This window comes from Pollutimonas subterranea, assembly GCF_002849655.1.
Lineage (GTDB): Bacteria > Pseudomonadota > Gammaproteobacteria > Burkholderiales > Burkholderiaceae_B > Pollutimonas > Pollutimonas subterranea.
Map to the genome: position 1 here is coordinate 14,828 of NZ_PDNW01000017.1, position 17,051 is coordinate 31,878.

Here is a 17,051-nt window from a genome sequence, read left to right on the forward strand (position 1 = left end):
CTTTCCAGCACTATCGCGGTGAACTCCCATCATGCCCATCAAGGTTATAGAACCTCAGCGCCTTTATCGGCAGATCAGCGATCAGTTGCGTACGCTCATCATCGCTGGGGAGTTTCCCGTGGGTTCGCGGCTTCCGTCCGAACGCGATCTAGCGGTGCAGTTGGGCGTAAGCCGGCCTTCGTTGCGCGAGGCACTCATAGCCCTGGAGGTCCAGGGCTATATCGAGGTGCGGATGGGTTCGGGCATTTATATTTGCGAACCGCCATCGCCGTCCAGGGCCCGGCCTGATCTTTCGGGCGAAGAGGGGCCGCTGGAGGTCATACAGGCCCGGACCGTGCTGGAAGGCGAAGTGGCCGCCATTGCCGCGAAAGCCGGCCGCAAGCCGCACTACGATGCCATCGAGGAAGCCATCGACATGATGGAAGCTGACGCCCGCGCAGGAATAAAGCCCGTGGAAGCCGACAGGCTGTTCCATGTGCGGATCGCCGAGGCCACTGGCAACAGCGTGCTGGTCGACGTGGTGAAGCGCATGTTTGATTTCCGCATGGGGCCGCTCTTTGACCAGCTCGACAGTCACTTCGAGACCAATGACGTATGGCAGGACGCCATTCGCGAGCATCGTGAAATATTACAGGCGCTACGAAGCAAGAAGCCCGAGCTGGCCCGGTCGGCCATGCAGCACCATATGGGAATCGCCTTCAAGCGCCTGACGTCCAGCCTGGTCGATGGCAAGAAACCGGGTGGACGGCGGCTGCGTGTCGCCGCCGCGCAAGCCACGGCAGTGGCGCCTCGCGCCTCCGCAGTTCCGCGCAAGGGGGGCAAATAAGTCGGGCGCGCTTGAACCGTGCCGCTAAAAAATTTCCAATTCGGGCAACCACAAGGAAATGGCTGGGAAGTAGGTAACCAAAACCAGGAAACTGAGCAGGATAAGCAGCCAAGGAGAGGCTGCGCGCACGACTGCTCCGATAGACATTTTGGTAATACCCGCCGTCACGAATAAATTGAGCCCGATGGGTGGGGTGACCATGCCTATTTCAAGGTTTACGACAATGATGATGCCCAGATGAACCGGGTCGATGCCCAGCTGCGTGGCGATGGGAAACAGGATGGGCGCGAGGATCAGTATGATGCCGGTCGGCTCCATGAACATGCCTGCTATCAAGAGCAGGATGTTGACCACGATCAGGAATTGCCAGGCGGCCATATCCCAGGCGATGATCTGCTCTGCAATCGCCTGAGGGATGCGTTCTGTGGTCAGAACATGGGCAAAAAGCAGGGCGTTCACGATGATGAACATCAGCATGACGGTGACTTTGGACGCATCCATAAGCACTTCAGGCACTTGCCGCAATCCTATGTCGCGATAGATAAATACGGCAACGAAGAAGGCATAAACAGCGGAGACAGCCGCTGCTTCGGTAGGCGTGAAGATTCCGCCGTAGATGCCGCCAAGGATGATGACGACCAGCATCAGGCCCCAGAAAGAATCTCGCGCGGCTGTCAGGGCTTCATTCAGCGAGGCTCGTGGTTGGCGTGGAAGATTCTTGATCCTGGCGATGATATAAATGGCGGTCATCAGCAGCAGGCCCAGCAAAATGCCCGGCACGACGCCGGCCATGAAGAGCTTGCCTACCGAGGTTTCGGTGGCGGCGCCATATACCACCAGGACAATGGATGGCGGGATAAGTATGCCCAGCGTGCCCGCGTTGCAGATCACGCCGGCGGCGAATGGTTGTGGATAGCCTGCCCGCACCATGCCTGCGATGACGATGGAACCCACGGCGACCACGGTGGCCGGCGATGAGCCTGATACAGCAGCAAAAAGACAGCAGGCAAGGACCGAGGCAATAGCCAGGCCGCCGTGCAGATGGCCGACCGCGGCAATGGCAAAACGGATCATGCGCTTGGCGACACCGCCGGTGGTCATGAACGCGCCGGCGAGCACAAAGAACGGTATTGCCATCAGGGTGAAATGTTCCGATGTTTCGAACATTTTGAGCGATAGCGAGGCCAGTGAGTCGGTGCCGAAAAGAAGTATGGTCAGTATTGAGGAGAGCCCCAGCGACACGGCCACCGGCATGCCCATGAACATGAAGACGAACAGCATGATGAAGAGCGCGGCAGTTGTCATTTTTGCTCCGTGGGCAGATCGTCGTCGCTACGGTACTTGAGCGCGTCTTCGACTTCGTCGCCAAGCAGGGCGGCCTGCTTGCCGCGCAACATGTTGTAGAGGACCTGCGCAAAACGTAGAAACAACAGAGCGAAACCCACGGGCATGACCAGGCGCGGTATCCATTGTGGAATGGGGATGTCCTGCGCCAGTATGCCAATGTCATACATTTTGCTGACATAGATCCAGCCACCAACAAAAACAATGGCGCTATACAAAAGACAAAGCAGGGTGGCTGCCAGCCCGACGCGATGGGCAATTTTTGACGGCAGAATCTTGACCAGCGCGTCCACGCCGATGTGCGCGCCGATGCACACGCCGTAAGATATGCCCAGGAATATCAGCCCGCCAAAGAGGAAGGTGGTCAGTTCCAGCGCCCATACGAAGCTGTAATTGAATACATAGCGCGCGATGACCTGGCTGAAGGCGACAAGCGTCATGGCGGCCAGAAGTAGCGCAATCAAGCCCTCTTCCAGTCGTTCGTACCAGACTGTCTTCATGAGATGCTCCGTGTGACGGGCCTAAGCAGGCGGCCGCGCGAGCGCGGCCGAAACTCGAAAGTCTACTGATTGGATTTGAGCGCCGACTGGATCAGCTCGGGCCCGATGTCGCTTTCGAATTTTTTCCAGACTGGCTCCATGGCCTTGCGCCACGCGGCTACGTCCTCTTTGGTAAGCGTTTGCACCTTGGCTTTGTTGGCTTCGATGATGCGCTTTCGATCACGTTCGTTGAGTTCGGCGGCAAGATTATTGGCATGGGCGGTGGCTTCTGCCATGGCCTTCTCCAATCCGCTGCGCACGTCAGGTTGCAGGCCTTCCCACCATTTGGCATTCGTGACAACCATATAGTCGATGACGCCATGGTTGGTGTTGGCAATGGTTTTCTGGACTTCGTGGAATTTTTGTGAATAGATGTTCGACCATGTGTTTTCCTGGCCATCCACCACGCCGGTTTGCAGGGCTTGATAAACTTCGCTGAAGGCGAGCTTTTGCGGATTTGCGTCCAGTTGCCGGAATTGGGCCTCGAGCACGTCGGACGCTTGAATGCGGAATTTCAGCCCCTTCACGTCTTCGGGACGGGTAAGCTTGTCCTTGTTGGTGGACAGTTGCTTCAGGCCGTTATGCCAGTAGGCCAGGCCTTTAAGCCCGCGATTGGTCATGGAGTCGAGCAGGCCCTTCCCCTCGGCACTTTGCTGGAATCGATCCACCGCTGCCATGTCGTCGAACAGGAAGGGAAGGTCGAACAGCTGGACTTTTTTCGTATAGCGATCGAACTTGGACAACGAGGGCGCGATGAACTGTACATCGCCCAGCAGCACGGCTTCCATTTCCTTGGCATCGCCAAACAATTGGGAATTGGGAAATACCTGTACCTGTACCTTGCCGGGCAGGTATTTTTCGGCAAGTTCCTTGAACTTGATGGCGCCTTGGCCTTTGGGTGTGGCATCGGCCACGACATGGCTGAATTTGACGACGATAGGGCTCTGCGCAAGAGCGGAAGCAGAAAATGATAGGGCAAGGCTGCTGCCCAAGATGGTGAGTATCCTGGATGCGTTGTTCATGTGGCTGTCTCCGTGTAATTATCGCCGCTCAAACTGGCCAGCTGTCCTTTTACTCTACCGGGCTCCAGTCACGATGTCAAAGTTATGTTACGCCTTGTAGGCCAACTGGTCGGCAGAAGGAAACAAGCCGTGGTGGCCGCTGCGCTCGGCGAATTCGGTCTTCCTGTAAGGCTTATCTGTCGGAAGATGGCTGTCCTCTGACAGGATGAACCGGGCGACGGTCTCGGCCAGGGTATCGGCCTGCTCCTGTTGCGCCAGGGTGGCATGGGCGGCTCTTTGCACCTGCTGCGCGTTTTCCTGCGTTATGGTGTCCAGATGGCCGACGGCCACTGCGATCTGCGCAATACCATTGGCTTGCTCATGCGATGCTTCGGCAATTTCGTTCATGATGTTCTGGACTTGCTGCACGGACTGCACAATCTCGCTCATGGCGTCGCCGGCGGTGCTGACCAGGGAAGCGCCGGCATCCATTTGCGAGACCGACTCTCCTATCAGTCCTGCGATTTCCTTTGATGCTTCGGCCGACCGTAGCGCCAGGCTGCGCACCTCTGCGGCAACCACGGCGAAACCCTTGCCCTGCGGACCCGCACGTGCCGCTTCCACTGCGGCATTGAGCGCGAGGATATTGGTCTGGAAGGCGATGCTGTTGATCAACTGGACGATATCTGTCATTTTGCGCGAGCCCTGGCGCATATGCTGCATGGTGGTCACGGCATTTTGCATCGTCAGGCTCCCGCGCCCTGCGCAGTCAGCGGCCCGGGTACCGAGTTGCTTGGCCTGCTCCGCATGGCCGGCATTCAGCTTCACGGTGGCGTTAAGCTCTTCCATTGCTGCCGCGGTGTGCTGCAGATTGGCGGCCTGTTCGTCTGTGCGATGCGACAGATCCTGATTGCCCTGGGAGATATGATGCGAGGCGGCCGCCATCTGGATGGCGCCCTCTCTGACCTCACTGACTGCCCGATTGAGTCCCTGGCCGATTCCATTCAGCGCCTCAAGTAGCTTGCCGAGTTCATCGTGGCGGCTGATGGTGATTCTCGCACTCAAGTTTCCGCCTGCGATTTCACGGGCCAACCATACGCCTTGATCGAGGGGGCGTTTGATCACCCTATATAGCGCCCACAAAGCCAGGGTGCTGCACAGCAGCAGGGCAGCAATGCTCGAGACGGCAACCCGGTAAGCCATCTTGTTCGCCACTCCGGCCTGGCGCACTTCATGTCCGAAGCGTTCGGTCTGCATCGTGTTGAACTCATCGATGGCTCGAGCAATCCCGTTCGATGCGTCGGTGTATTGCTGGCCGAAGATCATCACCTTGGCCATCAAGGCGTTCGGAAGCGCCACCTTGACTCCTCCTTGTCCATCATCGAATTGGCCGCTCGCGGTGCTGATGGCTTCTATCTCCGTACGGGCCAGTTCGGTGCTTTGTGCCAGCGCTGACTCCAGCTTGGCCATCTCGTCGGGGGTGAACCCCGCGGTCGTGAAGCGTTCCACCATGGCCTGCTGGATGCCTTGATCGTTGGCCGCCTCGCCGCTCAGGATTGCGGCGTGGTGGAGATAGCTTTCCTGGAATTCGGGCTGCTCGGTCGCGACAAAAGCCATGACGTCCCGTGTCATTGCGCGAGTGATGCTTTTATATTCAGCGGCCAGTTCCGTGGCCGCGTAGCGTAGTCCTTCCACCTCTTTCACTTTGTCCGCACTGCGCGCCAGGTTGTAGAGGGCGCCCAGAACCAGCAGGGACAGCACGACCAGGATGGTGAGGAAAAAAATGAAGCTCTTCTTCAGGGTAAAGAAATTCGACATGTATGGCGCAGCCGGCAGTTGGTGACAGGGCGGATTATTGCAGCGCATCATTGCGGATATGTGACAAGACGCAAACGCGCTGTTCGCCGGCATGCTACTGTTTTCTTTATTGGCCAGCTAATCTGTAGAAGGGAAAAGATACGTGAGATTCATTCATGCCGCGGATATTCATCTGGATAGCCCCCTGACCGGCTTGAGCGCCTATGCCGACGCCCCGGTCGACACGTTGCGCACCGCAACGCGCGATGCGTTCACCAACCTTGTCAGCCTCGCGATTGATGAACGGGTGGACTTCATGGTGATCGCGGGCGATCTGTACGACGGCAACTGGAAGGACTACAACACGGGCCTTTACTTCGTCAAAGAGATGAGCCGGCTGGATCGGGCCAGTATTCCTGTTTATCTGCTTCACGGAAACCACGACGCCGAGAGCGAGATGACGCGCAAGTTGCTGCTGCCCAAAAACGTTTCGGTGTTCGATAGCCGTAAACCCAGCAGCTTCCGCTTGGATTCGCTGGGCGTCGTGCTGCATGGCCGCAGCTTCAAGAATGCCGCTACGCTCGAGAACCTCGCAGCCACGTATCCGGATGCCGTACCCGGTCTGGTCAATATCGGCGTATTGCATACGGCGCTGGAGGGCAATGCAATGCATGCCAGCTACGCGCCCTGCAGCCTTGCAGAGCTTCATGCCAAAGGCTATGACTATTGGGCCCTGGGACATGTGCACGAGTATGCAATGTGGCGCGGCGACTCCGTTATTGTTTTTCCCGGCAACCTGCAGGGGCGTCATATCCGGGAAACCGGCCCGCGCGGCGCTGTATTGGTTGAATGCAGTGCAGCGGGCGAGATGGAGGTTCAGCGCGTCTACGTGGATGTCTTGCGCTGGCATCGCCTCCATGTGGATGTGGCCGGTTGTTCGAACCTCGAGGAAGTGGCGCGCGCCATAGGACGTGAACTGGAAAGCCTGCTTGACGCCGTGGCGGACACGATACCGCTGGCCGTTCGGGTAATCGTGAGCGGCAGGACGGCGGCCCACGGCGAACTATTCGGTATGGAAACGCAGTTGCGCCAGGAAGTGCTGGCGTCGATTGCAGCCTTGGGCAATGACAAGTTGTGGCTGGAAAAGGTCCGGCTCGATACGCTTGCGATCGACGACGGCCAGGCCTTGCGCGAGCGTGCCGACGCCTTGGCTGACCTTCAGGATGTGTTGGCAAGCGCCCAGGACGACCCGGTTTTCCTCGAGGCCTTGCGCGCGGATTTGTCGGGAATCCTGGGCAAGGCGCCGCTGGAATTGAGAAGTTCGGTGCCCTATTTCGACGATATCAAGAGCGGCGATCTCACCACTTTGTTGCGTGAAATCCGGCCGTCGCTGGTTGCGCATCTGGCGAAGGGAGATTAGCGGCATGCGATTGACTCGCCTGGACCTTGCCCGCTACGGCAAGTTTACCGATAGAAGTATTGAGTTTCCTGCGGCACGCCATGACTTTCACGTGGTCGTCGGTCCCAACGAAGCCGGAAAGTCCACGCTGAGACAAGCGTTTTCGGACCTGTTTTTCGGCTTTCCGGTACGTACGGCGCTGGACTTCCTGCACCCCAAAAGTGAACTCAAATTGCAGGCGGCCATCGAGCACGCCGACGGTCGGCTGGATTTTCAGCGCATCAAGGGCAACAAGAATACGCTGCGTGCACCCGACGGCACACCGTTGCCGGACGCGGTGCTGGATGGTTATCTGGGTACCGCCACCTGCGATTTCTTCGACAAGATGTTTGGCCTGGACCATCCGCGCCTGGTGCGAGGCGGTAACGACATGCTCAAGGCTCAGGATGACGTGGGGCAGGTATTGTTTCAGGCCGCCGCCGGAGTGGCCAGCCTGGGGAAGGTATACGAAGCATTACAGGCGGAAGCCTCCTTGCTGTGGTCGCCCAAGAAGTCCAAGGAACGGCTATGGTATATAGCGCAGGCGGAACTCGATCAGGCCAACGCTGCGCTCAAGGACGTAACCGTAAGGACACGCGAGTGGGCGGAGGCGCACCGGCACGTGGAAGACCTGGAAGGCGCGGTAGCCGACCGACGTGAGCGACAGCAGCAGTTGCTTGCAAAGCGGGTACGGCTCGAGCGAGTACGGCGCCTGGCTCCCGCGGTGGCGGTGCTGGCCGAGCATGAAAAATTGCTTCGGGAAATGGGGCCGGTGACCGACCTGCCCGTCGATGCGGCCGACATCCTCGCATCGGCCGAGATCGAACTGGCCAGGGCTGAGCAAAGAAGGAGCACTCATAGTGCGCAGTCGGCAAGGCTGGAGGCAGTGCTCAGGGATATCAGCATCGACGATAGGGTGCTTCTGCTCGCCGGGGATATCGAGGCGCTCGATACATTGCGCCATCGATACGCCATGCATGAGCAAAATATCCAGCGTTATGAAGGTGAATGTGCGTCGCTCTGGAAGGACGCTACCGACGCGGCCATCCAGCTGGGCTGGCCCGGTGCCGGGTCGCTTGATCTTGCCGCTTTGCAGGCGTGCTTGCCGCCATTGCCGGTACGTCGGCGCATCGAGCAGCTTTTGCGTGATCACGGTGGCCTGAGACAGGGCTTGCAGGCGGCCGATCACGCCGTCCAGAGCCGGGAGTCCGAGATCGCGGCATGGCGAGCCAGGATGGCCCAGTTGCCTGCGGTTGACGTGCCTGTCGAATTGCGGGTCGCGCTGGACCGCGCTGTCTCGCTTGGGGAGCCGCAAGCCGCTCTCGACAAGGCGGCAGCCGTGGTTGGTAAAGCCAAGGCGGAACTGGATAATTCCCTGGCAGCGCTGGGAACTTGGTTCCAGGACGTACCCACGCTTATTGCCTTGCAACTGCCGTCCTCACAGGTGCTGGCGCGTTTGCTTGCACAACGCCAGGAGCTGTCGTCGGACCTGAAAGCGGCCCGGTCCAGGCTCTCTGAATCGTCCGATGCCGTGGGTCAACGTGAGCTCGTCTTGCGTCAGTACCAGCAAATGCATCATCCGGTTACGGTCGACGATGTCCTGCGCGCTCGTGAGCGTCGCGATGACACGTGGCGTTCCTTGCTCAGCCGCACCGTATTGCTTGAGACAGGCGCATCGGCGTTCCAGGAAACCATACTGCGCGCCGATGCCTTGGCCGATGCCCGGTTGGATAATGCGCAGGAGGCGGCGGAGCTGCAAAGCCTTCAGCACCAGTATGAGCAAGAACAGCAAAAGCGGGATCACGCCGAGCAGTTGTGCCGGTCTGTCGAAGCAAGCCTGACGCAATTCGATGAGGCATGGCGCGACACCTGCAGCAGCCTGGGCCTGCCGGACATGCCTTTGGATACCATGCCGGAATGGTCAGTACAGAAAGGGAAAGCGCTTGCAGCATTGCAACAGCTGACCTTGGCCAAGCAAGAACACGAAGCCTTGCTGGCTACACACGGGGCCGTGCTGGAAGCACTGCGTAAAGCGCTAGCTGCGGCGGGACTGCCTGTAGCGAAAGCCGACACGGTGGCGGCCTGCTGCCTGCGCGCGCAGGAGTACATCAGCGCAGCCGAAGCGGCGCAGGTCAGGCGTGCAGTCTTGTCTGATCAATTAACCGAGGCACAACCCGTGTTGGCGGCGTTGCAGCAAGCCAGCCGTGTCGCCGCGGATGATATGCGGCAATGGAAGGAAGCGTGGACGGCCGCCCTGGATGCCGCCGGGCTGGTCAACGATAGCCCGGCCGCCGACGTGCAGGCGGCGCTCGGCCTGATGGAAGCCATCGCGGATAAATTGAAGCTGATACGACAAAGACGGGTCGAGCAGATTGACGTGATGCGCAGCGATTTGCAGGGCTTCCAGAACACGGCCGGCCAGCTATTGCAAACGCTGGGCATCAGTCCGGCAGGCATCGAGGCGGGACAGGTTAGTCGCGACCTGATGGCCAGGCTGCACGCGGCCCGTCAAGCGCAGGAGCAAGAGACTGCTGTGCGCCGTGAACTGCAGCATATTCATGCGCAGTTGCAACAGGCCGACGAAGCGATTCAGTCTGCCAGCGCCAGCTTGCGCCCTTTGTTCCAGCGCGCGGGAGTCGCCGATAAAGATGAACTTAGACAGGCGATCGTACAGTCGGACCGGCATAGGGCCTTGCTGGAAACGATCACGAAGGGGCAGGCGGACCTCTTGGCCAATGGCGATGGCTACACCCGTGTGCAGATACAAGATGAAGTCGAAAGCGCCGACCACGCGCAATTGCTCGCGCAACTGGATGTGCTGAATGCGGATATCGACGCTGATACGCTTGAACAGACCCGTCTTGCCGTCGAACTGGCCGACGCGGTTCGCAAGCTTGATGCCATAGCGGGTACTGACGCGGCGGCCAAGGCAGAATCACAACGGCAACAGGCCCTGGCGCGCATGGCCGACGTGACCGAGCGGTATATCAAGGTGTTCACGGCCGCCCGCCTGTTGCGATGGTCCATCGATCGTTATCGCGAGCAGAAGCAGGGCCCGATGCTGGCTCGGGCGGGGGCGATATTTTCGGGCCTTACCTTGGGCTCATTTCAACGCCTGGCCGTCGACTTTGATCGTGAGCCTATGGTGCTTGAGGGCCTGCGCAGCGATGGCGTGAGGGTGGGGATCGGAGGGATGAGTGACGGAACCCGCGACCAGCTTTACCTGGCCTTGCGCCTGGCAGCGTTGGAGCTCCACCTCCAGCAGGCTCCTGCGTTGCCATTTATCGCAGACGACTTGTTCATCAATTACGACGATGCGCGCGCCGAAGCCGCCTTGTGGGCGCTTGCCGAGCTGTCACAGCATACACAGGTGATTTTCCTGAGTCACCACGATCATTTGCTTGCGACGGCACACAAGGTCTTTGGCAAGGACTTGAATGTCGTCATGTTGTAAAAGCGCCGAAGCCTCGGGACACCGGCTCAGTTCAGCAAGCTTAACAACAGACTGATCGTGGCGAACGACAGAACGGTGGATACCAGTAGGGCAGCCGCGCAGCGCTCTTCCAGTCCGAAGCGCTGGCCGAGTATCGGATAAATGCTGAGCATAGGCGCGCTCGCAAACACCAAGCCCGCGGTTTTCAGGCCAGGGTCCATGTTCGGCACCAGCAGGAAAGCCAGGAATATGGCAATGGGATGTGCAATCAGCTTGCCGATTGCGATTTGCGTTATGTCCGCCATCAAGCCGCGGGCCTTCAACCCGTAAAGCGTGCCGCCGATCACGAACAGCGCCACCGGTGCGGAGGCGCCGGCGAGCATATCGATGACCTGGGTTCCGATGAGCGGCAGTCGCAGCCCGAGCAAGGAAAGCGCCAGTCCGGTCGCAATGGCGATAATGAGAGGGCTTCTGGTCAGGCGCCTGGCGGTCCGCAGCAGGACGACGCGGCGGGGCGCTCCGGAATGCTGCCCGGTCTCGGCCAACGCTTGTGCCATCGGTATGATCACAATGGTCTCGACCATGATGGCCATGGCCACGCCCAGCGCCGCAGACGGTCCGACGACCATGGCGGCCACGGGGTAGCCGATGAATCCGCTGTTGGAGGCTGACATTCCCAGGCCCGCCATGGCGCTGCTGCTGATGTCCTGCTTCAATCGCTTGTGGAAAACGAAGAATCCCAGGCCGAATGAAGCCAGCGAGCCCGCGGCATAAGCCAGCAGAAACTCGATGTTGACGATTTCATGAAATGGCCTTTCAGCCAGGCCCTTGATAATGAGCGCCGGCAGAGCCAAGGTAATGACAAAGCTGCCCATGCCCCTTATTTGCTCGCGCGTTACAAGCTGGGCCCGGGTGGCGACGAATCCGATTCCGATCAGCATGAAAATCGGCGCCGTGACAGAGAGTATTTGCTGCATTGTTCCCGCTGATTGCGGACAGTAGAAGGTGGGGCTGGATTTTACGACAGACAGCCAGTCTCTATATTTCCCAAATGAATAAGCAAAGACAATAAAAATTCTTGTAGGGTATTAGCCGTCTGAGTACAGTGCGATATAACCAAATCGTAAGACGAGATTTAATGAAGCTGTCCTTCAAGAATATAGAAAAGCAGTTTTCCGGCCTGCCAGTCATCGAGAATTTCAGCCGTGACATTCAGGACGGCGAACTGGTGGCGCTGGTGGGACCATCCGGCTGCGGCAAATCAACGCTGCTGCACATCGCCGCGGGGCTGGAAAAGCCTTCGGCGGGCGCGATGCTGGCCGATGGCTCGCCCATTGTGGGGCCGCATCCTGAACGCACCCTGATGTTCCAGGAAAACGCGCTTTATCCATGGTTGACGCTGGAACAGAACGTGTCCCTGGCGCTCGAGTTTCAGAAAATGGATAAGGCGCAGTCGCGCAAGCAGGCGCGCGAATGGCTGAAAAAGGTCAATCTTCAGGGTTTTGAAACCTACTTCCCCCATCAGGTGTCGGGCGGCATGCGCCAACGCGCGGCGCTGGCAAGGGCGTTCATATCAAACCCCAAGGCCTTGCTGCTGGATGAACCTTTTGGCGCGCTGGACGCGCTGACGCGCATGACGCTGCAAGATGCACTGCGTCAACTGATCCGTGAAACGGGACCGACTGTGTTGCTGGTGACGCACGACGTGGACGAGGCCTTGTTCCTGGCTGACCGCATCCTGGTTTTCAGTTCGCGCCCGGCGACGGTGCTTAAAGAGTTCAGCCTGGCACAGCACGAGAAGACGCATGACCTGTCGGAGTTTGCGGCCATGCGCAGAGAAATTTTAGGTCTACTGGGAATTCATGCCGAACAGGATGAAGTTGCCAAATCAATCGAGGAAATGGAAGTATGAAACTATCACGTTTATTGATCCCTGCACTGGCCACGCTGGCCATGGCCGGACAGGCTTTCGCCGCCGATAAATTCAAGGTCGGCTATCTGCGCGTCATGGACGATGCCCAGGTCATTGCCGCCTACGAAGGCGGGTTCTACAAGAAGCATGGCCTGGACGTTGAACTGGTTGAATTCAAGTCCGGTACCGACTTGATCAAGGCCATCGTCGGCGGCCAGCTGGACACCGGTGTGTTGGGTTTCACCAACGCTGCATCGTGGTCATCCAAGGGTGCGGACTTGAAAGTGGTGGGCGGCGCCCAGCATGGTTTCCATGCCATCCTGGTGCGTGACGACGCCAATATCAAGGACGTCGCCGGCCTGAAGGGCCACACCCTGGCATCGCAAAAAGAGGGCAGTACTGCCGATACCGTGCTGCGCGGTGTCGTGTTGAAGAACGCCAGCCTTACGCCGGAAGACTTGACCATTATGGGCGTAAGTCCGCAAGTGGCTGTCCAGTCCCTGGTGGGCGGTCGCGTCGATGCCGCTTTCCTGTTCGAGCCGCAGGCCAGCATTGCCCAGTTGATCGCGCCAGTGACACAGATTTATGAGATTGGCGAAGTGTGGCCTTTCCCATGCATGGTGGTCATCACATCCGGCGACATACTGAAGAAAAATAAAGAAGCGGTGTGGAAATCGCTGGATGCGCAGCGCGAGGCGATCGAACTGATGCAGGAAAAACCGGACGAGGCCGCCAAGCTGATTGCCAGCTACTTTATTGCCGAGCCCACGCTCAAGACATTGAAGCATGGCGACGTGCCCCGCGAGAAAGTCATCAGCGATGCCATCAAGAGCCAGACCTTCAGTGCCGTGCTGACGCCCAAGGAACTGGAACGCATGCAGGAGATCGCCAACATCATGCAGGAGTCGGGTGCATTGAAGACCAAGGACGGTTCCGAATTTGTCGTCAAGAATATTGTCGACCTGGAATGGCAGAACACGCGCAAACTGTAAATCGTCGATACTCGCAGGCCTTGCACTGCGGATTGTCACGCGCAGATTCGCCCCCTTGTATGGATGGCCGGCCTAGCCCGGCCATCTTGATTTAGAAGCATTTATGAGCACCCAGATTCGTCTCACCGGTTATCGAAAAAAGCTGGCCATGGTCGTCGCCATCGCGGCCATCCTATTGTTTTGGCAGATTGCTGCCTGGATACTTCCCGACTTTCTCATGCCGGGCGTTCCCGCGGTCATGGTCCGTCTTTGGGAAGATGTCCAAACGGCCGAGTTTCGCAGCGTGCTCGCAGGCAGCCTGACGCGGCTGGGCTTTGGCTACGGCTTTGCCTTGCTGTTCGGCATAGGCTTTGGCTTGATAGGCGCTGTGCTGTTCTTCTTTCGGGAAGTGCTCAAGTCGGCCATTATCATCCTGCAGTCGATTCCATCCATTGCGTGGGTGCCTTTGTTCCTGATCATGATGGGATTCGGCAATATGCCCATCATCGTCGTGATCGCCCTGGCTGCGTTCTTTCCGGCCGCGTTGTCGGTGATGAATGCAACGGAAAGCGTGCAGAATGTTCATGTCTCCGCGGCACGGGTCATGGGGGCGAGCCGCTGGGAAATGCTCAAGCGCGTGTATTTGCCCGCCGTCATGCCCGAACTCATCACGGGTGCCCAATTGGCATTCGGCAACGCCTGGCGGGCGCTGATTTCGGCCGAGATGCTGATCGGTTTCGGTCAGGGCCTTGGACGCTCGCTGGCGTACGCCGGTGAAACGGCCGACATGATCGGGGTGATGGCCAACATTCTGACCATTGCCATTTTGGCGACCCTGATCGATCAGGTCATTCTTGAGAACATGAAGCGCAAGCTGTTGCGCTATCAATACGTATAGCCATGAACGCCATTGCCTTGCCCCGCCGCACGATCGTCATTCCAGGACTTGCAGCCCTTGTGTTGTCATATGCCTGCATGAGCGGCGCAGCGGCGCAGGCGATGCCGGACCCGGCCGCCGGCGATACGCTGGTGGCCGGTGTGCAGTATGTACCGCCGCCGTTCGTGGCGGGCGAAAAGGTTCGCACGCCAGAGAGCCCGGCCACGGCGCTTCTTGAAGACCTCGCAAAGCGGCTGTCCCTGCAAGCGCGAACCGTTACCGCCGATCCCGCCACGCCCGAGGCGATGCTGGCGGCTGGAAAGGCGAGGCTGCTTCTTGTGCCGGTCAGCGAGCCGGATGCCCTGGGCGCCGCCACGACCTCCATTCCGACTGGCTACTCGTCCGGCGCCATGGCCATCATGCGCACCGACACGGATATAAAGACGTGGGAACAATTAAAGGGACGTACCGTGTGCCTGGCGGAGGGCGGACGCTACTCGGGCCAGATGGCCACCAGGTACGGCGCCATCGAGAAATCATTCAAGGCGCCCGCCGATTCATTGCTTGCCCTGCGCATCGGTGGCTGCGACGCCGCCGTTCATGACAGTGCCATGTTGAATGCGCTGATCAAGCTGCCCGAATGGAAAAAGTTCTCTGCGCGTTTGCCGGTCAGGGATACGGCGCCCCTTGCCTTTGTCATACCGTCCGATGATGTGCTGTCGCGCGGAACGCTCAAGCAGGTGGTCAGGGACTGGGCAAGCAGCGCTTACCTGGAAAAGCTTACGACGCTGGCGGCGCGGGATATTGCCTTCGAGGTATACCTGGACCAGACCGTCACGGATTGCCACTAGTCTGGAATTGCACGACGCTTGCGCATGGCGCGGCCAATGCGGGTAATTTCGTCGTCGCTCAACAAGCGTCCCGCCATGGGAAGCAATTCGTCTTCTTCGAGTCTCATATGGGTGTCATACAGGTTTATGAACGACTCCACCAAGTCTTGATCCAGCAGGGCCAGAGCGCGCGCTTCCACCTGCTGCAGTGACGGTTTCAAACGTTTCCACATTGCTTCGAGTCGGCGATGGTCGGCGGCCAGCCTTTCCGTGAGTTCCCTGATACAGACCGCATCGGACCCGGCCATGGATTCGATCAAGGCCGGGAACAGGTCTTGTTCTTCGTCAGCATGATGATGAAGCGCCGAGGTGTCGAAATAGCGCATGATGGCCGTGGCGGCCGAGCCGGCCTGCGCATCGCTGCCATGAAGGCGCAAATGCGCCGACAGGCGTTTCAGCGTATCGCATTGCCGTTCAATGCGATGATGGCATGCAGCCAGCATTTCGAGCGGCACTTCGACACTGGCCGCCGGGCCGGAATAGCCGGGAAAGTCTGTACTCATGGCCTTGATCCTTTTACGGCTTGTCGTTCCAGAGAAACATGCCATTGAATCCTGTATTCTTGAGTGTTAGCGACACGCATCGACACCAGGCATCATGGGCACAGTTAATCATAGCGCGAAGCGCGATGGCTTTACATCGGGCTTTGGAGTATTGGCCGCTACCTTGGGGTCGGCCGTTGGTCTCGGAAATATCTGGAAGTTTCCTTCCCTGACAGGCGCCAACGGCGGCGCCGGTTTTCTATTGGTATATTTTTTGGCAACCCTGCTTATCGGTTTGCCCGTGATGATCGCGGAAATATCGATAGGCCGGCAAGCCAAGGCAAACCCGATTACGGCCTTGCGCCAACTTGCTCCCAAGGGACGGCCATGGTGGTTGATCGGTGCGTCCGGCGTGCTGGCGTCATTCCTGATCATGGCGTTTTACTCGGAGGTCGTGGCCTGGGTCTTTGCCTATGTGGCCAAGGCGGTGGGCGGGTCCATCCTTAGCAGCGATCCCGCCGTGACGCAACGGGCTTTTGACACGCTGATCAGCGACCCCCTGCAGTCCTTGCTGTGGCAGTGGCTTGTACTGGTGTTCATCGGCAGCATTCTGCTGTGCGGGGTATCCAAGGGTATTGAGGCCGTCACCAAGCGATTGATGCCGCTGCTTTTCCTGTTGTTGCTTTTACTGTGCAGCGTGAGCCTGTCCCTGGATAAGGCAGGCGAAGGACTGGCCTTTCTGTTCAGTCCTGATTTCAGCAAGCTGAATGCGTCTGTGGTGCTGACTGCCATGGGCCTGGCATTCTTCAAGCTTTCGATAGGCATGGGCACGATGATGACCTATGGCAGCTATTTCCGTGACGATCAGAATATCCCACGCACTGCATTCCGCGTGATGACTGCCGATCTTTGCGTGTCGCTGCTCGCAGGCATTGCCATATTCCCGGCCGTATTCACGTTCGGCTTTGCGCCGTCAGCCGGGCCGTCGCTGGTGTTCATCACGATACCGGCGGTATTTGCGCAGATACCCATGGGGCATGTGCTTATGGTGGTGTTTTTCGTGTTGACGGCGGTGGCCGCGACGGGCGCCATGCTTTCCTTGATGGAAGTGCCGGTGCTCATCCTGCACGAACGCTTCGGCTTATCCCGGGCCCGGGCTACGCTGACTACCTTGGTCATGCTGGCAGTCATCGGCTCCGGTTGCGCTTTGTCCAACAGCACATTGGCCGAATTCCGCCTGTTTGGCTTGAACCTGTTTGATCTTTCCGACTACCTGTCGTCCAACATTTTCCTGCCGATAGGCGGAATATTCATTGCATTGTTCGTGGGCTGGAGCTGGGGGCTTGAACGTTTCAGGCTTGCGATCTCGAATCATGGCACGCTGAATAACGCCAGGCTTGCGGGCGCCATATTCTTCCTGCTGCGCTACGTGTCGCCGGCGCTCATCCTGCTTGTCATGCTCAGGGCGCTGCAACTGGTCTGATTCGCATGTCGGCCATGGCTCAACAATGGCTGACATGCGTTGTGCCCGGCGTATGGCC

General features: G+C 58.7%; 14 protein-coding genes. 8 read left to right on the plus strand and 6 right to left on the minus strand.

The features are described from left to right. Positions 1–31 precede the first annotated feature (31 nt). Entirely contained in the window at positions 32–826 is a 795-nt protein-coding gene (locus CR159_RS16845; protein WP_102075134.1) for a FadR/GntR family transcriptional regulator, read from the plus strand. Between the two features lie 24 nt (positions 827–850). Here CR159_RS16845 and CR159_RS16850 read toward each other — a convergent pair whose 3' ends face one another. From CR159_RS16850 to CR159_RS16865, 4 genes are all read right to left on the minus strand, one after another. Continuing rightward, on the minus strand, positions 851–2,131 hold the full coding sequence (locus CR159_RS16850) for a TRAP transporter large permease (protein WP_102075135.1): 1,281 nt from the start codon (positions 2,129–2,131) through the stop codon (positions 851–853). Continuing rightward, positions 2,128–2,670, minus strand: a complete 543-nt coding sequence (locus CR159_RS16855) for a TRAP transporter small permease (RefSeq protein ID WP_102075136.1) — start codon at positions 2,668–2,670, stop codon at positions 2,128–2,130. Before CR159_RS16855 ends, CR159_RS16850 begins: the two co-directional genes overlap by 4 nt. A 62-nt stretch (positions 2,671–2,732) precedes the next feature. Then, on the minus strand, positions 2,733–3,731 hold the full coding sequence (locus tag CR159_RS16860; protein ID WP_102075137.1) for a TRAP transporter substrate-binding protein: 999 nt from the start codon (positions 3,729–3,731) through the stop codon (positions 2,733–2,735). An 87-nt stretch (positions 3,732–3,818) separates the two neighbouring features. Next, entirely contained in the window at positions 3,819–5,528 is a 1,710-nt protein-coding gene (locus CR159_RS16865) for a methyl-accepting chemotaxis protein (RefSeq protein WP_158238555.1), read from the minus strand. 142 nt (positions 5,529–5,670) lie between these two features. Here CR159_RS16865 and CR159_RS16870 point away from each other — a divergent pair, with 142 nt between their 5' ends. Both CR159_RS16870 and CR159_RS16875 read left to right on the plus strand, forming a co-directional pair. Then, on the plus strand, positions 5,671–6,927 hold the full coding sequence (locus CR159_RS16870) for a metallophosphoesterase family protein (protein WP_102075139.1): 1,257 nt from the start codon (positions 5,671–5,673) through the stop codon (positions 6,925–6,927). A 4-nt stretch (positions 6,928–6,931) separates the two neighbouring features. Beyond that, on the plus strand, positions 6,932–10,399 hold the full coding sequence (locus tag CR159_RS16875; RefSeq protein WP_102075140.1) for an ATP-binding protein: 3,468 nt from the start codon (positions 6,932–6,934) through the stop codon (positions 10,397–10,399). Between the two features lie 26 nt (positions 10,400–10,425). Here CR159_RS16875 and CR159_RS16880 read toward each other — a convergent pair whose 3' ends face one another. Further along, positions 10,426–11,355 carry an AEC family transporter gene (locus CR159_RS16880; RefSeq protein ID WP_102075141.1) on the minus strand — a complete coding sequence of 310 codons (930 nt, stop codon included), beginning with the start codon at positions 11,353–11,355 and terminating at the stop codon, positions 10,426–10,428. 161 nt (positions 11,356–11,516) lie between these two features. Here CR159_RS16880 and CR159_RS16885 point away from each other — a divergent pair, with 161 nt between their 5' ends. From CR159_RS16885 to CR159_RS16900, 4 genes are all read left to right on the plus strand, one after another. Next, positions 11,517–12,290: an ABC transporter ATP-binding protein gene (locus CR159_RS16885; protein ID WP_102075142.1), complete on the plus strand. Its 774-nt coding sequence runs from the start codon at positions 11,517–11,519 to the stop codon at positions 12,288–12,290. Further along, positions 12,287–13,282 carry an ABC transporter substrate-binding protein gene (locus CR159_RS16890; protein ID WP_102075143.1) on the plus strand — a complete coding sequence of 332 codons (996 nt, stop codon included), beginning with the start codon at positions 12,287–12,289 and terminating at the stop codon, positions 13,280–13,282. Before CR159_RS16885 ends, CR159_RS16890 begins: the two co-directional genes overlap by 4 nt. A gap of 103 nt (positions 13,283–13,385) precedes the next feature. Next, positions 13,386–14,159, plus strand: a complete 774-nt coding sequence (locus CR159_RS16895; protein ID WP_102075144.1) for an ABC transporter permease — start codon at positions 13,386–13,388, stop codon at positions 14,157–14,159. 2 nt (positions 14,160–14,161) lie between these two features. Next, complete coding sequence (locus tag CR159_RS16900; protein WP_102075145.1) at positions 14,162–14,989, plus strand: type 2 periplasmic-binding domain-containing protein; 828 nt, start codon at positions 14,162–14,164, stop codon at positions 14,987–14,989. On the opposite strand, the gene CR159_RS16905 is transcribed toward CR159_RS16900, so the two are convergent. Then, entirely contained in the window at positions 14,986–15,531 is a 546-nt protein-coding gene (locus tag CR159_RS16905) for a hemerythrin domain-containing protein (protein ID WP_102075146.1), read from the minus strand. The two genes, CR159_RS16900 and CR159_RS16905, sit on opposite strands and share 4 nt — an antisense overlap. A 94-nt stretch (positions 15,532–15,625) precedes the next feature. On the opposite strand from CR159_RS16905, the gene CR159_RS16910 reads away from it, so the two are divergent. Continuing rightward, positions 15,626–16,993 (plus strand): sodium-dependent transporter, encoded by a 1,368-nt coding sequence (locus CR159_RS16910; protein ID WP_102075147.1) that lies wholly within the window; start codon positions 15,626–15,628, stop codon positions 16,991–16,993. Positions 16,994–17,051 lie beyond the last annotated feature (58 nt).

Coding starts and splice junctions, on each gene's coding strand:
- CR159_RS16895 (WP_102075144.1), top strand. CDS start 13,386: ATGAGCACCCAGATTCGTCTCACCGGTTATCGAAAAAAGCTGGCCATG.
- CR159_RS16860 (WP_102075137.1), bottom strand. CDS start 3,731: ATGAACAACGCATCCAGGATACTCACCATCTTGGGCAGCAGCCTTGCC.
- CR159_RS16885 (WP_102075142.1), top strand. CDS start 11,517: ATGAAGCTGTCCTTCAAGAATATAGAAAAGCAGTTTTCCGGCCTGCCA.
- CR159_RS16880 (WP_102075141.1), bottom strand. CDS start 11,355: ATGCAGCAAATACTCTCTGTCACGGCGCCGATTTTCATGCTGATCGGA.
- CR159_RS16910 (WP_102075147.1), top strand. CDS start 15,626: ATGGGCACAGTTAATCATAGCGCGAAGCGCGATGGCTTTACATCGGGC.
- CR159_RS16890 (WP_102075143.1), top strand. CDS start 12,287: ATGAAACTATCACGTTTATTGATCCCTGCACTGGCCACGCTGGCCATG.
- CR159_RS16855 (WP_102075136.1), bottom strand. CDS start 2,670: ATGAAGACAGTCTGGTACGAACGACTGGAAGAGGGCTTGATTGCGCTA.
- CR159_RS16865 (WP_158238555.1), bottom strand. CDS start 5,528: ATGTCGAATTTCTTTACCCTGAAGAAGAGCTTCATTTTTTTCCTCACC.
- CR159_RS16900 (WP_102075145.1), top strand. CDS start 14,162: ATGAACGCCATTGCCTTGCCCCGCCGCACGATCGTCATTCCAGGACTT.
- CR159_RS16850 (WP_102075135.1), bottom strand. CDS start 2,131: ATGACAACTGCCGCGCTCTTCATCATGCTGTTCGTCTTCATGTTCATG.
- CR159_RS16875 (WP_102075140.1), top strand. CDS start 6,932: ATGCGATTGACTCGCCTGGACCTTGCCCGCTACGGCAAGTTTACCGAT.
- CR159_RS16905 (WP_102075146.1), bottom strand. CDS start 15,531: ATGAGTACAGACTTTCCCGGCTATTCCGGCCCGGCGGCCAGTGTCGAA.
- CR159_RS16845 (WP_102075134.1), top strand. CDS start 32: ATGCCCATCAAGGTTATAGAACCTCAGCGCCTTTATCGGCAGATCAGC.